Raw genomic sequence first — 13465 nt, forward strand, 5'->3', positions numbered from 1 at the left:
TAGCCCGGGAGTTCCGTTTACGTAAGTGAAAAAGTAACGGAACTTTTCAGCCTGTAACAGAGTTGAACTGTATCGAAACACATGCCCGGCGCAAGCCGGAGGAAATGCCGTCAGGTGAACGCATCCGTAACCATGGCTGCAAGTGCAGCTTTCATTAAGGGTGGCCAATAAACTTTTGTTAGCGGAGGACCCCTAGGTTCCTCGCAAACGACCTGAAAAAGAGGTGACAACATGATCATCCTGACAGCAACTACCCTGGGCCTCACCGTTGGCCTGATGCGCTCGGCCGGCGTTATCGCAATCGTCGCCATGCTGATTGCCGTAACCTTTGCCATCGCCGCTATTGTTTCAGGCGGTGCGGTTTCATTCTTGGCGCTTTTCTACACGATCATCGGTTACAATGCGGGCCTGCTGCTTTATCTGGGCGGCCTCTTTACCACCGATCGCCTGCGGGCTGTGCTGGTCCACTCCTGAAAGACAGGGCGTCAATCCGGCGTCAGGTAACGAAAGAACTGCACCCCGCTGTCAGCGGCCTTCGGCAGCGGGTCGAGATAGGCTGGAATATTGCCTTTGCCAAGCTGGGCATAAAGCCCGTCGGGCTTCAATCTGGCGATCTCACTGGTCTGCAGATCATCCGGGCAGAAGGCAAGCACAGTGACGCCCGCCCCTCTCAGAAATGCTTCTGCCTCCTGCGGCTCGGCCAGACCGATATGCATCTCGGTCAGCATGCCGCCCTGGTTGCGATGATAGGGCGCCGACAAAACACGATTGGCGGTGTAGCGCAGGATCGGCACACCCATTTCCGACGGTGCCGAGACGAGACCGGCAGGCAGGTCGCCAAGCGGCGCGAGCGCCTGTCTGGAGGAACATGAAGGGCTCTCAGCTGCCTCCTCCGTATTCTTTGTCTTGTTGACCTGCATTTCGACAAGCGCGCCGCCGACGGCCCATACCGCCGGCACGCTTGCCAGAACCGTCACGATATAGATGAGGGCAGCTGCGGCATTTTCGCTATCGCCGTTCGACATGCGGCGCATGTCGATGATCAGCAAGGCAAGCGGCAGGATGGACAGCAGATTTGAAAAGACGGCGCCCCGGACCTGGACCAGCGCAACGGCCCAGCTGACGCTCAAGAGCGCCAGAAGGACGAGATGAACCTGCACGCGATCGCCCTGCACGGAGCGGAAAATGCAGACCGCGATCGCGAACAGGCCGGGCGCATAGAATGCGCCAAGGGAAAAGGGATCTGTTCGGCTGAGCGCGAGAATGGATTGCGCTTCCGAGACATTGCGCAGCCAGAGCTCGACCAGCATGGGATCGAGATCGGCAAGCGGATTGCGCAGGCATTCCGGCGCAATGATCATGGCCGAACCGAAGACGGCGGCGCCGACGGCAGCGAGCACAGCAAAACGCTGGCTACGACCGAGACGGCTGCCAAAGACCGCGGAGGCGAGCAGCAGGCCGCCGCCAATGGTCGCCAGGCTGTAGAAGCCGAGCGAAAGATTGTCGCAAGTCACTGCCGAATAGTGCTGTGGCGGTACCGTCGCAAAGAAGAGGATGCTGATCGCAACAGCCAGACTGAGGCCGAAAGCTTTGGTCGCGGCAGCAAACGGCTCGCCTTCCCAGACCCAGAGCAGCGCCACGACAAGGCAATAGATGGCGACGAAGGGCGTGGTTTCCGCGCCGATCGCGATCGCCAATGCGGCTGACGTGCCGGCAACGACGTAGTTCCAGGCGCGCTGTTTTTCATCGAAGAGCATCGCCGCCATGGTTGCGATGAGCGCAAGCTGGGCATTGTGATGGTCGATGGCACCGGGCGCAAAGCGATTGCCGGTATAGATCGCCATGCCGGCAAAGCAGAAAGACAGGTGCATGCCGGTAAGGCCGCCGATACGACGGCCGGCAAGGCCCATGGCAAGCATGGCAGGAAAAACAAGCGACAGCGGCCAGACCACGAGTGCGGCAGCTTCCGCGGCATCATGACCGAGGAAGAGGCCGAAGAAGCGGATCAGCGCAGCGATCGGCAGGTCGATCAGCCGCGACCAGTGCATGAGCGTGCCTTCGCCGAGGCCGAGCCGATACTGCATCAGATCGAACCAACCCTGCCCATTCAGAAAATCCCTGACCTCCACGAGGCGCATGCCGTCGTCATTGTCGGGGCCGACATAATCAATCGGACCCCCGGCGTATTTCATGACGGTGATAATGCCGATCAGAACAAGGGTGTAGATGAGGGCGGATGGCAGGAGACGCGTCAGCATCCGCCGGATACTGCCGATGATTCCAGTCCTGGCTGATGTGGATTGCGCCTTGGCGATCGGCTGCACTGCGTTCATCATGATAGCCAGGTCGTTGCGTGATGGGCAAACCTTAGCCTTGGCTTGTCAAGAAAGCGTAAACCACAGGACGCGACAGCTTTCGCTGCCTATAGCGGCTTGTTAACGCAGCATGGCGTAAATTCACCGCGGTTTCTTTGTAACGAGTGTAACTCCATGGCGCGATCGCTCAGCGAAAATCCTGACATTGCCGTTCTGCTTCCCTGCTACAACGAAGCGGCGACGATCGGGGCTGTCGTCAGGGGGTTCCGGGCGGCACTGCCCGATGCGCATATCCACGTCTACGACAACAATTCCACTGACGGCACGGCGCTGCATGCCATGCTCGCCGGCGCGCATGTCGTACGCGAGCGGCGCCAGGGCAAGGGACATGTGGTGCGGCGCATGTTCGCCGATATCGATGCCGACATCTACATCATCGCCGACGGTGACGGGACCTATGCGCCTGAGGATGCCGAAGAGCTGGTGCGGACGCTGTTGACGGAGCGGGCCGATATGGTGGTCGGCACGCGGCGCGGCGTGCATGACGATGCCGGCCGGCATGGACATGCCCTCGGCAACCGGCTGTTCAACATCCTCTATCGCGCGATCTTCGGGCCTGACTTCACCGATATCTTCTCCGGCTACCGGGCTTTCTCACGCCGTTTCGTGAAGAGTTTCCCCGCGGTTTCCGGCGGTTTCGAGATCGAGACGGAGATGTCGGTGCATGCGTCGCGGCTAAAACTGCCTGTCAGTGAACTGGAACTGCATTACGGGAGGCGGCCAGAAGGCTCGCATTCGAAGCTCTCGACCTTCCGCGACGGCGGAAAGATCCTCTGGATGTTTGCCATGTTGATGAAGGAGACGCGGCCCTTCGCTTTCTTCGGCACGATCAGCGCATTCTTCGTGCTGGCAAGTCTCGGCTTCATGGGTCCGGTGCTGGCCGAATATTTTGCAACCGGTCTCGTCAGCCGCATGCCGACCTGGGTGCTTTCGACAGCACTGGCGATGATCTCCATCATGCTGTTTACTGCCGGTGTGATCCTCGATTCCGTTGCACGGGCGCGGGCCGAGCAGTTGCGCATTCATTATATGAGCCTTGCAGCACCGGTTTCGGTAAAGGATAAAACCTCAACCATAACGCTTGATGGCAAGAAGGCGGATGCCGCATGAAGAAGCTCGTTCGTTTCGCGATCGCCGGTGGCCTTGGCTTCATCGTCGATGCGGGCGTGCTTGCTGCCCTCCTGCACCTGACGCCACTCGGCCCGTTTATTGGCCGGCTGATTGCCATTGCGCTCGCGATGGCGACGACATGGGCCTTCAACCGGACTTTCACTTTTGACCGGTCAGGCCGATCGCTGGCGGCGGAAGGCTTCCGCTACGGCTCGGTCGGCGTGACGGCAGCCCTCGTCAATTACGGGCTCTATTCGGCGCTGCTTCTGTCACTACCGGCGCTGCAGCCGCTCGTCGCAATGGTGCTCGCGACCGCAGCGTCGATGTTCTTAAGCTTCATTGGCTATTCCCGCTTCGTCTTCCGCGGCAAAGCCGAGAAAAACTAGACGGCTTCCCAACCATCCTTCTCGCTGGCGCGGTAGATGGCGTCGATCGCCTTCTGATTGAGCCTGGAATCTTCCAGCGTGACGATTTCTTCCTTTTCACCCGCCGCAGCGCGGGCAAAAGCTTCCGCCTGGCATCTGTACTGGCGGCTGTCCTGAAAGCGGATGATCCGGGATTCGCTGTGACCGCGGTCGGTCACTTCGATCTCCTCGGGCCCCCAGCGATTGGCGTTGAACGGCGATTTGACCTCGATATAGCCGTCGGTGCCGTGGAAGACCATGATCTGGCGGCCGGCCATCTGGGTGGAGATATAGAAGCTCAGCTCGAAATCGCCGAAATCGGCCTTCACGCTGGAATAGATATCGGTGCCGAACTCGGCATCGCGCTCGGTGATCGCCTGGATCCAGGACGGCTCCTTGCCGGTGGAGAAACGGGTGCTGATGATCGGATAGACCCCGATGTCAGGCAGGCCGCCACCGCCGAGCTCGGGGATGTTGCGCATGTTGCCAGGGTCGCGGTTGTAATAGGTGAAGGCGCCCTGGACATGGCGAAGCTCGCCGATCGCCCCCTCCTGCAGCAGCGAGCGAACCTTCCGCCAGACCGGCGAATAGGTGACCATGAAGGCTTCGCTGATGATGACCTTGTTGCGGTCGCGCGCGGCGATGAGATCGTCGATCTCGGAGGCCTTCAATGCGATCGGCTTTTCGCAGAGTACATGCTTGCCAGCGTTGGCGGCCTTGATCGACCATTCGACATGCTGTGAGGTCGGCAGTGGAATATAAACGGCATCGATCGTGTCCGACGCCAGCATTTCCTCATAGGAGCCGAAGGCATGTGGAACAGAGAAGCGGTCCGCCATTTCCCGGGCGCGCGCAAAATCACGGCTGGCAATAGCGGTGATGACGCAGTTTTCCGCGTCCTGAATGGCGGGAACGACATTGTCCCGGCCGATCTTGGCCGTTGAAAGTATACCGAAACGCAACATGAAAGGTCCTCCTGCAATCGATCGGGCGCACCTTATTCAGCCCTCTCACGCGGCGCAATGGTGCGACGGGCGATCACGGAAGTTTGGTTTCCTTCGAGGGGAGTCCGCGCTAGGTTACTGATGAACGGCGTTCTGCCGTTTCCTCCGATTTCATCACTTCAGCATTTTGGGAGAGCGCCATGGAAATGCGCCGGCTTGGAAAAACGGGTCTTTCGGTCTCGCCGATCGTCTTCGGCGGCAATGTATTCGGCTGGACGGCTGACGAGAAAACCTCCTTCGACATTCTGGATGGCTTTTTCGACGCGGGTCTCAACACCATCGATACGGCCGACGTCTATTCCGCCTGGGTGCCGGGCAACAAAGGTGGCGATTCCGAAGAGATCATTGGCAAGTGGCTGAAGAAGGGAAAGGTCTCCCGCGACAAGGCCGTCATCATTACCAAGGTCGGCTCAGATATGGGCCAGGGCAAGACGCTGAAGGCTAGCTATATCCTGAAGGCGGTCGAGGATTCCCTGCGCCGGTTGCAGACCGATTATATCGATCTCTACCTGTCGCACTGGCCGGATACGGATACGCCGCATGAGGAATCGCTTGGCGCCTATGCCAAGCTTCAGGAACAGGGCAAGATCCGCTCCTTTGGTTGCTCGAATTTTGATGCAGGCCTGCTGCAAGCCTCCTTCGACGCAGCCGACAAGGCCGGTCTGCCGCGCTACCAAGCGCTGCAGCCGGAGTACAATCTCTATGAGCGTTCGAGCTTCGAAGGCCCGCTTGCCGATCTCTGCGTCAAGGAAGATATCGGCGTCATCACCTATTTCAGCCTCGCAGCCGGCTTTCTCTCCGGCAAATACCGCAGCAAGGCGGATACGGAGGGCCGCGCTCGTGAGGGCCGCGTTTCGCAATATATCAACGAGAAGGGCATGCGCATCCTTGCCGCACTCGACAAGGTTTCGGCCGAGACGGGTACCAAGCCGGCGGAAATCTCGCTCGCCTGGCTTCTGCGCAAGAAGGGCGTGACGGCGCCGATCGCCAGTGCTACGAGCCTTTCCCAGCTTGACAGCCTGGTGAAATCGGCAACGCTCAAACTCTCCGAAGAGGCGATGGCGTTGCTTGATAAAGCGGGCGCCTGAAACGAGGTGATGGCATGACCGTGACAATCCGCGATGCGAAGCCCGAAGACGAAGCGCGCTGGCGTGCGCTCTGGGCGGACTATCTCGCTTTCTACGAGGTTACCGTCGATGCCGACATCACTGATTCCACCTGGCGCCGGGTCTTCGATCCGGCGTCGGCAATCTTCATGCGGGTCGCGGAGCTCGACGGAGAAGTCGTGGGCTTTACGCTCTGCCTGACACATGAAGGTACATGGATTCGCGGCAAGGACTGCTATCTTGAAGACCTGTTCGTATCAGAGAAGGTGCGTGGCAAAGGCGTCGGCCGGGCGCTGATGGACGACCTCGTGGCCCTCTGCACGAAGAATGGCTGGTCGCGGCTTTACTGGCATACGAGCGAGCAGAACAAGACGGCCCGCACGCTCTACGATACATACGTCAGGAGCGACGGCCACATCCGCTACCGCATCAATTTCTGAGTTGCGGAAAGCCTTCATACCATTCGGAATGATCGTCCTCCCAATTGGCCATGCCCGGCTTGGTCAAGATTCCGCGTGGGCGCACGTAGCTCTGGATCACCCGCCTCGGCCGCTCGTGCCACTGGATGTTGAAGGCCCATAATTTCGGGAAGAAGCAGAGCGAGGCATAAGGCAGGTGGTCATGGATCCACCAGGCGAGCCTTTGCCAATCGCTTTCATCACCATAATGATCGACCATCCACGGGATGGCGATGCAGACTGCAGCGCCCATGCAGCCATCGAAGTCACGCATGTCCCAGATATGGTGGGCGGCGGTCGCGGCATTGGTCGAGCAGTTCAGCTTGTTCTCATTGCCGAAGCGGTTGACCGCAGGCGAGCGGTAGCCAGAGCGGATGTGAAGGCGCCCAAACGTCGCTTCCAGCGGTTCCAGAAGTTCCTCGCACAGGCGACGGCCTGTCTCCACGGCAAGATCGGGATCGTCGGGGATGTTCGGGATACGATAGAAATCGGCGATCTCGGAGTGGAGAAAATCGCGGAAGAAGAAGTTCTTCGACAGACGCACGCGGCCGAGATCCTCGAGCCCTTTCATCGATCCCGGTTTCTTCATGCGCGATCCTCCGATTCCTGACGATACCATCGCCCGGACGATGCAGTGATTCCACCCGAAATACGCAGGGAACAATTAGCCCGGTGCCAACTTCTAAGAAATGTCGCCCGAGGGGCGCAAATCCATCAACAAAGGAACGGAACAATGGCCAAGGAAAAGACGCTGGAAGATCTGTTTTACGATACGCTCAAGGACATCTATTTCGCCGAACGGCAGATATTGCGGGCCCTGCCGAAGATGGCGCGTGCTGCTCAGTCTCAGGAACTGAAGGCGGGTTTCGAGAAGCATCGCGAAGAAACCGAAGGTCATGTCGAGCGGCTGCAGCAGGTCTTCGAAATCATCGGCAAGCGCGCCCAGGGCAAAACCTGTGAGGCGATCCAGGGCATCATTGCCGAAGGCGAGGAAATCATCGAAGAGTTCAAGGGCACTGCCGCGATCGATGCAGGCCTGATCTCCTCGGCGCAGGCCGTCGAGCATTATGAAATCGCCCGCTACGGGACGCTGAAGACCTGGGCACAGACGCTCGGCTTCAAGGAAGCCGTCAGGCTTCTCGACCAGACGCTGCAGGAAGAAGGCAGGACCGACCAGCTTCTGACGAAGCTCGCAACGACTGCCGCAAACCAGAAGGCTTCACGCGCAGCCTGATACTTGTCCTCACACAAGGAGAGCGGCCGGCGCCGGCTGCTCTCCTTCTCCCAGCCTTGCCTTCGCCGACGACCCCGCTATCATTTCCTTCAGAATATGAGGCGAGGTGTCGATATGGCCGACAGGCAGGCAATCGAAGCGACGGTTCATCTCTATGTCGAGGGCATGGCCTTCGCCAATGAAGCAGCCCTGAAGAAAGCCTTTCACCCGAAGAGTTCGATCATCGGGCACTATCAAAATGCGGTGGAATGGCTCTCTCGCGATGAATTCATTGCCGCAATCATCGAGGAAGGGGCAGCACCGCCCGGCACCCAGCCTTACATGGATATCGAAAGCATCGATATATCAGGCGATGCAGCGACCGTGAAAGTAACCGACGAATTCGCTGGCATGCGCTTCACCGATTATCTCTCGCTACTGAAGATCGAGGGCCGCTGGACGATCGTCAGCAAGCTTTATCATCTTCACATATGAAAAGCCGGCAGTGCGCGCTGCCGGCTATAATATCCGGTTTGTAGCCGGCTTAGCTTCTCAGAACGCCGCCAGTGAACTTTGCAACGCTGGCGACGATCTTCTGCGTCAGCACTTCGAAATCCTCGTCGGTCAGCGTGCGCTCGGCCGGCTGGATCTGGACTTCGATCGCGACAGACTTCTTGCCTTCGCCGACCGAGACGCCTTCGAAAATATCGAAGACGTTGACACCTGTGATCAGCTTGCGATCGGCGCCGGTGGCAGCCTTGATGATGGCGCCGGCTTCCACCGTCTTGTCAACGACGAAGGCGAAGTCGCGCTTGACGGCCTGGAAGGGCGAAAGATCGAGCGCCGGCTTGGTGCGGGTCGCCTTCTTTTTCGGCTCGGCCATGGCATCGAGATAGACTTCGAAACCGCAGAGAGCGCCGGACACGTCAAGCTTTTCGAGCGTGGTGGGATGGAACTCGCCAAAATAGCCGAGGATCACCTTCGGACCCATCTTGATCGTGCCGGAGCGGCCGGGATGATACCAATCAGGACCGCCCTGCTCGATCTGGATATTGGCCATCGGCAGGCCGCAGGCTTCGATAACGGCCAGCGCATCGGCCTTGGCATCGAAGACGTCGACCGGCTTGCCGCCGCCCTTTGAAGCGTTCGACCACATGCGGCCGGCACCAGCGAGCGAGGCCGTGCCGCGGCGGATGCCGCCGGCCACACGGCGCTGGCCTTCCGGCGTGTCGTTTTCGTAGGTGCCAGAGACTTCGAAGATTGCCACGTCGCCATAGCCCTTGTCGGCATTGCGCTGGGCAGCCGTGAGCAGACCCGGCAGCAGCGAGGGGCGCATGTCCGACATTTCGGCGGCGATCGGATTGGCGAGTTTGAGGGCTGCGGAGCCACCGCCGAAGAGCTTTGCCTGATCTTCCGCGATGAAGGACCAGGTGACAGCTTCCAGCATGCCGCGCGAGGCGAGCGCACGCTTGGCGGCGCGGGTGCGGATCTGGAGCGTCGTCAGGATGCGGCCGTTGACGGCGGCATGGCTTTCTAGCGGCGCCGGCTTGATATTGTCGACGCCGTGAATGCGCATGACTTCTTCAACGAGATCGGCCTTGCCGTCGACATCCGGTCGCCAGGAGGGAACGGCGACGGAGACGCGTTCGCCGGAGCCCGAAACCCTGAAGCCGAGGCGGGTCAGGATCGTGTTGCTTTCCTCGGTCGAGACTTCGAGGCCGGTCAGGCGCCTGACCTCCGAATAGGGGAAGTCGATGATCTTCGGCTCGTAACCCTTGTAGCCGACGATCTCGGCCTTTGCCGGCGTGCCGCCGCAAAGTTCCAGCATCAGTTCCGTCGTGCGCTCGAGGCCGGGAACCATATATTCCGGATCGACGCCGCGTTCAAAGCGGTAACGGGCATCGGTGATGATACCGAGCGCGCGACCGGACTTGGCGATGTTCATCGGATCCCAGAGAGCGGATTCGATCAGCACATCGACGGTGTTTTCGTCGCAACCGGAATGTTCGCCGCCCATGATGCCGCCGATCGATTCAACGCCGTCCTCATCTGCGATGACGACATTGTTCGGACCGAGCTTATATTCGCGCTGGTCGAGCGCAAGCACGGTTTCGCCTTCCCTGGCGCGACGCACAGTCAGGTTGCCCTTGACCTTGGCGGCGTCGAAGACGTGCATCGGCCGGCCCTGATCGAAGGTCATGTAGTTGGTGATATCGACGAGCGCATTGATGGGGCGCAGGCCGATGGCGAGAAGCCGCTGCTGCATCCAGCGCGGGCTCGGACCATTCTTCACGCCGCGGACGAGCCGCAGGCTGAAGCCCGGGCAGAGCTTGGCATCGTCGAGATCGAGCGTCAGCTTGACCGGCGTTTCGCCTTCGACGGCGAAGGACGGCGCCGGCCGCGTCTTCAGCGTGCCGAGGCCGGAGGCTGCGAGGTCGCGGGCGATACCGTAGATCGAGGTGCAGTCCGGACGGTTCGGCGTCAGGTTGATCTCGATGACCGGATCGTCGAGATGGGAATATGCGGCGTAGCTCGTGCCGACAGGCGCATCGTCAGGCAGATCGATAATGCCGTCGTGATTGTCGGAGATCTGCAGTTCCTTTTCCGAGCACATCATGCCGCGGCTTTCGACACCGCGGATGTTGCCGACGGAGAGCGTCACATCGATGCCGGGAACATAGGTACCGGGAGCGGCAAAGGCGCCGACGAGGCCTGCACGCGCATTCGGCGCGCCGCAAACGACCTGCACCGGCGCGCCTTGGCCAGTATCGACCATCAGCACCTTGAGGCGATCGGCCTGCGGGTGCTTTTCGGCGGAGAGAACCTTGGCGATGACGAAGGGTTTGAAGGCTGCCTTGTCGTCGACATCTTCCACTTCCAGCCCGATCTCGGTCAGGCGGGTGCAGATTTCAACGAGCGTGGCATCTGTTTCCAGATGATCCTTGAGCCAGGAAAGCGTGAATTTCATAGGTCCAATCCTCCCTTAAACGCTCAGGCCGCCGAACAGCGTCGGCATGTCGAGCGGGCGGAAGCCGTAATGGTTCATCCAGCGGACGTCGGCGTTGAAGAAGTCACGCAGGTCCGGCATGCCGTATTTCAGCATGGCAATGCGGTCGAGGCCCATGCCCCAGGCGAAACCCTGATATTCATCCGGATCGAGGCCGCCGTAGCGCAGCACGTTCGGGTGGACCATGCCGCAGCCGAGGATCTCCATCCAGTCGGTGCCCTCGCCGAACTTGACGATCGGGCCGGAGCGGTCGCACTGGATATCAACCTCGAAGGAGGGCTCGGTAAAGGGGAAGAAGGACGGGCGGAAACGCATCGTCACGCTGTCGACCTCGAAGAAGGTCTTGCAGAACTCTTCCAGCACCCAGCGGATATTGGCGACATTGGCCTTCTTGTCGATGACGAGGCCTTCGACCTGATGGAACATCGGCGAATGCGTGGCATCGGAATCCTGGCGGTAGGTCTTGCCGGGAATGATGATGCGGATCGGCGGCTTCTGCGCTTCCATGGTGCGGATTTGCACCGGCGAAGTATGCGTGCGCAGAACCTTGCGCTCGCCCTTCTCATCCGGATTGAAGAAGAAGGTGTCGTGCATCTCGCGGGCCGGGTGTCCCTCGGGAAAATTCAGAGCCGTGAAATTGTAATAGTCGGTCTCGATGTCAGGACCTTCAGCGATCGAAAAGCCCATGTCGCCGAAGATGGCGGTGATTTCATCGACGATCTGGCTGATCGGATGGATGCGGCCGCGTTCGGCCGGCGAGGAGCGCACCGGCAGGCTGACGTCAACCGTTTCGGCCTTCAGGCGGGCATTGATCGCCGCGTCCTTCAGCACCGTCTTACGGTCGGCGAGAGCATCCGTCACCTCGTTCTTCAGGGCGTTGATGGCAGCGCCGCGCGTCTGGCGCTCCTCCGGCGTCATGGCGCCGAGCGTCTTCAGGAGCTCGGAGACGGAGCCCTTCTTGCCGAGCGCGGAAACGCGGACCCCTTCAAGCGCAGGCTCATCATTGGCGGCGGCAATTTCGGCAAGCAAAGAGGATTTCAGCTGGTCGATATCTGACATTGTCTTCTTTCCGTCCGGATCAGGCGGCGTTCGAAAGGCGGGCTCGGCAAGGCCGCGCCAGCACTATAGAGAAAGAAAAACCCGCGCTAGCCCAAACCAGCGCGGGTTTCCCAAAATTCAAAAAAGCGTCAAGCTTGGGAAGCGCTGGTTAACGAACCGCGCCTTCAAACTCGTTAGCCGTGCCGGTTTCCTTGAGGTACTCAAGGGCCTTCTTGGCGGCAGCAACCAGGGCACCGAATGCTTCCGGCTCATGGATTGCCATGTCGGAGAGAACCTTGCGGTCGACTTCGATGCCAGCCTTGTTCAGACCGTCAATGAAGCGGCCGTAGGTGAGGCCGAATTCGCGGACGGCAGCGTTGATACGCTGGATCCAGAGAGCGCGGAAGTTGCGCTTGTTAACCTTGCGGTCGCGGTATGCGTACTGCTTGGCGCGATCGACGGCAGCCTTGGCGGTACGGATGGTGTTCTTGCGGCGGCCGTAGAAACCCTTGGCCTGCTTCAGAACCTTCTTGTGCTTGGCGTGGGCGGTGACGCCTCTTTTTACACGTGCCATTTCATGATCTCCTTAATCTAACGCGTTACCGGAATAGTCTCAGAGACCGTTCGGCAGATAGTTCTTCACGACCTTGCGGCCATCGGGTTCTGCCAGAACCATCGTGCCACGTGCATCGCGAATGAACTTGTTCGTGCGCTTGATCATGCCATGGCGCTTGCCAGCGGCAGCCGCCTTGACCTTGCCGGTAGCGGTGATCTTGAACCGCTTCTTGGCAGAGGACTTCGTCTTCATCTTGGGCATTTTGCTACTCCGTTCTGAGAGCTCCTCACCCGCTTCGCTAAAGAAGCCCTTCCGCGAAAGCCCGGTTACGGTCTTCGCCAAAGGCGTGGGAGCGTTTGTTGTTGATCTGCGGGTCCAGTGACGAAACCTGCCCGCAAGCATTCGAAACTGCCACGGCATGCCCTGCCGGTCAGTTCGGACGCGCGCTTATAACCGCAGCGTCATAAAAGCGCAACGGGGCTGAGAATGATTCTTGCATCCGTAGGAAACACAAAAGCCGCCCTGTCGGACGGCTTTGAGCGAAAGGATGCGGCACCGGTCACTTCGGCGCCAGCACCATCATCATCTGGCGGCCTTCGAGCTTCGGCTCGGCCTCAACCTTGGCAATCTCAAGCGTGTCGGCCTTGACCTGCTGGAGAAGCTTCATGCCGAGTTCCTGGTGGGCCATTTCACGGCCGCGGAACTTCAGCGTCACCTTCACCTTGTCGCCTTCGTCAAAAAAGCGACCCATCGCCTTCATCTTCACCTCATAGTCATGGGTGTCGATATTCGGACGCATCTTGATTTCTTTGACTTCGACAATCTTCTGCTTCTTGCGCGCCTCGGCAGCCTTCTTCTGGTTGGCATATTTCAGCTTGCCCAGATCGAGGATCTTGCACACAGGCGGTTCGGCATTTGGGGAAATTTCGACGAGGTCGAGGCCGGCTTCTTCCGCCATTCTCAAGGCCTGGTCGGTGGGCACGATGCCCATATTCTGTCCGTCAGCCGCAATCAGCTGAACTTTGGGAATGCGGATCTCCCGGTTCGAGCGCGGTCCATCCTTTACGGGCGCGTCGGTTTTAAAGGGTCTGCGAATGGTCGTATTCTCCTCGCGTTGTTCGGAACGTTGCAGCTTCGTGTCCCAGTTCGAAAGGGGGCACAAACGGGTCACGCCATCACTGCAACGGATTCAAT

The 13465-nt window shown here is 59.6% G+C and carries 15 protein-coding genes; 7 read left to right on the forward strand and 8 right to left on the reverse strand.

All coding sequences use genetic code 11. From position 1 onward, the window contains the following. The first annotated feature begins 231 nt into the window (after positions 1-231). Positions 232-474, forward strand: a complete 243-nt coding sequence (locus H4W29_RS08050; protein ID WP_192728464.1) for a hypothetical protein — start codon at positions 232-234, stop codon at positions 472-474. 11 nt (positions 475-485) lie between these two features. On the opposite strand, the gene H4W29_RS08055 is transcribed toward H4W29_RS08050, so the two are convergent. Then, positions 486-2333, reverse strand: a complete 1848-nt coding sequence (locus tag H4W29_RS08055) for a hypothetical protein (protein WP_192730690.1) — start codon at positions 2331-2333, stop codon at positions 486-488. Positions 2334-2489: 156 nt separating this feature from the next. Here H4W29_RS08055 and H4W29_RS08060 point away from each other — a divergent pair, with 156 nt between their 5' ends. Next, on the forward strand, positions 2490-3485 hold the full coding sequence (locus H4W29_RS08060; protein ID WP_192728465.1) for a glycosyltransferase: 996 nt from the start codon (positions 2490-2492) through the stop codon (positions 3483-3485). Beyond that, complete coding sequence (locus tag H4W29_RS08065; protein WP_192728466.1) at positions 3482-3871, forward strand: GtrA family protein; 390 nt, start codon at positions 3482-3484, stop codon at positions 3869-3871. The genes H4W29_RS08060 and H4W29_RS08065 overlap by 4 nt, the downstream gene beginning before the upstream one ends. On the opposite strand, the gene H4W29_RS08070 is transcribed toward H4W29_RS08065, so the two are convergent. Then, complete coding sequence (locus H4W29_RS08070) at positions 3868-4854, reverse strand: Gfo/Idh/MocA family protein (RefSeq protein WP_192728467.1); 987 nt, start codon at positions 4852-4854, stop codon at positions 3868-3870. The genes H4W29_RS08065 and H4W29_RS08070 overlap by 4 nt on opposite strands. A gap of 179 nt (positions 4855-5033) precedes the next feature. Here H4W29_RS08070 and H4W29_RS08075 point away from each other — a divergent pair, with 179 nt between their 5' ends. Next, entirely contained in the window at positions 5034-5981 is a 948-nt protein-coding gene (locus H4W29_RS08075) for an aldo/keto reductase (RefSeq protein ID WP_192728468.1), read from the forward strand. Positions 5982-5995: 14 nt separating this feature from the next. After that, the gene (locus H4W29_RS08080; protein ID WP_192728469.1) at positions 5996-6439 is read left to right on the forward strand and encodes a GNAT family N-acetyltransferase; all 444 of its coding nucleotides are present in this window, start codon (positions 5996-5998) and stop codon (positions 6437-6439) included. On the opposite strand, the gene H4W29_RS08085 is transcribed toward H4W29_RS08080, so the two are convergent. Further along, entirely contained in the window at positions 6429-7046 is a 618-nt protein-coding gene (locus H4W29_RS08085) for a hypothetical protein (RefSeq protein WP_192728470.1), read from the reverse strand. The genes H4W29_RS08080 and H4W29_RS08085 overlap by 11 nt on opposite strands. Before the next feature lie 144 nt (positions 7047-7190). Here H4W29_RS08085 and H4W29_RS08090 point away from each other — a divergent pair, with 144 nt between their 5' ends. Continuing rightward, complete coding sequence (locus H4W29_RS08090) at positions 7191-7691, forward strand: YciE/YciF ferroxidase family protein (protein ID WP_192728471.1); 501 nt, start codon at positions 7191-7193, stop codon at positions 7689-7691. Positions 7692-7805: 114 nt separating this feature from the next. Further along, positions 7806-8165 carry a nuclear transport factor 2 family protein gene (locus tag H4W29_RS08095; protein ID WP_192728472.1) on the forward strand — a complete coding sequence of 120 codons (360 nt, stop codon included), beginning with the start codon at positions 7806-7808 and terminating at the stop codon, positions 8163-8165. A gap of 49 nt (positions 8166-8214) precedes the next feature. Here the strand turns inward: H4W29_RS08095 and pheT are convergent, their stop codons facing one another. From pheT to infC, 5 genes are all read right to left on the reverse strand, one after another. Next, on the reverse strand, positions 8215-10638 hold the full coding sequence (pheT, locus tag H4W29_RS08100; protein WP_192728473.1) for a phenylalanine--tRNA ligase subunit beta: 2424 nt from the start codon (positions 10636-10638) through the stop codon (positions 8215-8217). Between the two features lie 15 nt (positions 10639-10653). Continuing rightward, the gene (gene pheS / locus H4W29_RS08105) at positions 10654-11736 is read right to left on the reverse strand and encodes a phenylalanine--tRNA ligase subunit alpha (RefSeq protein ID WP_192728474.1); all 1083 of its coding nucleotides are present in this window, start codon (positions 11734-11736) and stop codon (positions 10654-10656) included. A 148-nt stretch (positions 11737-11884) separates the two neighbouring features. After that, positions 11885-12289, reverse strand: coding sequence for a 50S ribosomal protein L20 (gene rplT / locus H4W29_RS08110; protein WP_007813309.1), 405 nt, complete (start codon positions 12287-12289; stop codon positions 11885-11887). Positions 12290-12328: 39 nt separating this feature from the next. Further along, complete coding sequence (gene rpmI / locus H4W29_RS08115; protein WP_004108077.1) at positions 12329-12532, reverse strand: 50S ribosomal protein L35; 204 nt, start codon at positions 12530-12532, stop codon at positions 12329-12331. Positions 12533-12830: 298 nt separating this feature from the next. Continuing rightward, positions 12831-13367 carry a translation initiation factor IF-3 gene (gene infC / locus H4W29_RS08120; RefSeq protein ID WP_082928759.1) on the reverse strand — a complete coding sequence of 179 codons (537 nt, stop codon included), beginning with the start codon at positions 13365-13367 and terminating at the stop codon, positions 12831-12833. Positions 13368-13465: the final 98 nt, after the last annotated feature.

This window comes from Rhizobium viscosum, assembly GCF_014873945.1.
Lineage (GTDB): Bacteria > Pseudomonadota > Alphaproteobacteria > Rhizobiales > Rhizobiaceae > Rhizobium > Rhizobium viscosum.

What these genes read in the sequence shown, in the direction of transcription:
- rplT (WP_007813309.1), bottom strand. Translation starts at nt 12,289, where the DNA reads ATGGCACGTGTAAAAAGAGGCGTCACCGCCCACGCCAAGCACAAGAAG.
- H4W29_RS08080 (WP_192728469.1), top strand. Translation starts at nt 5,996, where the DNA reads ATGACCGTGACAATCCGCGATGCGAAGCCCGAAGACGAAGCGCGCTGG.
- rpmI (WP_004108077.1), bottom strand. Translation starts at nt 12,532, where the DNA reads ATGCCCAAGATGAAGACGAAGTCCTCTGCCAAGAAGCGGTTCAAGATC.
- H4W29_RS08065 (WP_192728466.1), top strand. Translation starts at nt 3,482, where the DNA reads ATGAAGAAGCTCGTTCGTTTCGCGATCGCCGGTGGCCTTGGCTTCATC.
- H4W29_RS08085 (WP_192728470.1), bottom strand. Translation starts at nt 7,046, where the DNA reads ATGAAGAAACCGGGATCGATGAAAGGGCTCGAGGATCTCGGCCGCGTG.
- H4W29_RS08095 (WP_192728472.1), top strand. Translation starts at nt 7,806, where the DNA reads ATGGCCGACAGGCAGGCAATCGAAGCGACGGTTCATCTCTATGTCGAG.
- H4W29_RS08075 (WP_192728468.1), top strand. Translation starts at nt 5,034, where the DNA reads ATGGAAATGCGCCGGCTTGGAAAAACGGGTCTTTCGGTCTCGCCGATC.
- H4W29_RS08055 (WP_192730690.1), bottom strand. Translation starts at nt 2,333, where the DNA reads ATGAACGCAGTGCAGCCGATCGCCAAGGCGCAATCCACATCAGCCAGG.
- H4W29_RS08060 (WP_192728465.1), top strand. Translation starts at nt 2,490, where the DNA reads ATGGCGCGATCGCTCAGCGAAAATCCTGACATTGCCGTTCTGCTTCCC.
- pheT (WP_192728473.1), bottom strand. Translation starts at nt 10,638, where the DNA reads ATGAAATTCACGCTTTCCTGGCTCAAGGATCATCTGGAAACAGATGCC.
- H4W29_RS08050 (WP_192728464.1), top strand. Translation starts at nt 232, where the DNA reads ATGATCATCCTGACAGCAACTACCCTGGGCCTCACCGTTGGCCTGATG.
- H4W29_RS08070 (WP_192728467.1), bottom strand. Translation starts at nt 4,854, where the DNA reads ATGTTGCGTTTCGGTATACTTTCAACGGCCAAGATCGGCCGGGACAAT.
- pheS (WP_192728474.1), bottom strand. Translation starts at nt 11,736, where the DNA reads ATGTCAGATATCGACCAGCTGAAATCCTCTTTGCTTGCCGAAATTGCC.
- H4W29_RS08090 (WP_192728471.1), top strand. Translation starts at nt 7,191, where the DNA reads ATGGCCAAGGAAAAGACGCTGGAAGATCTGTTTTACGATACGCTCAAG.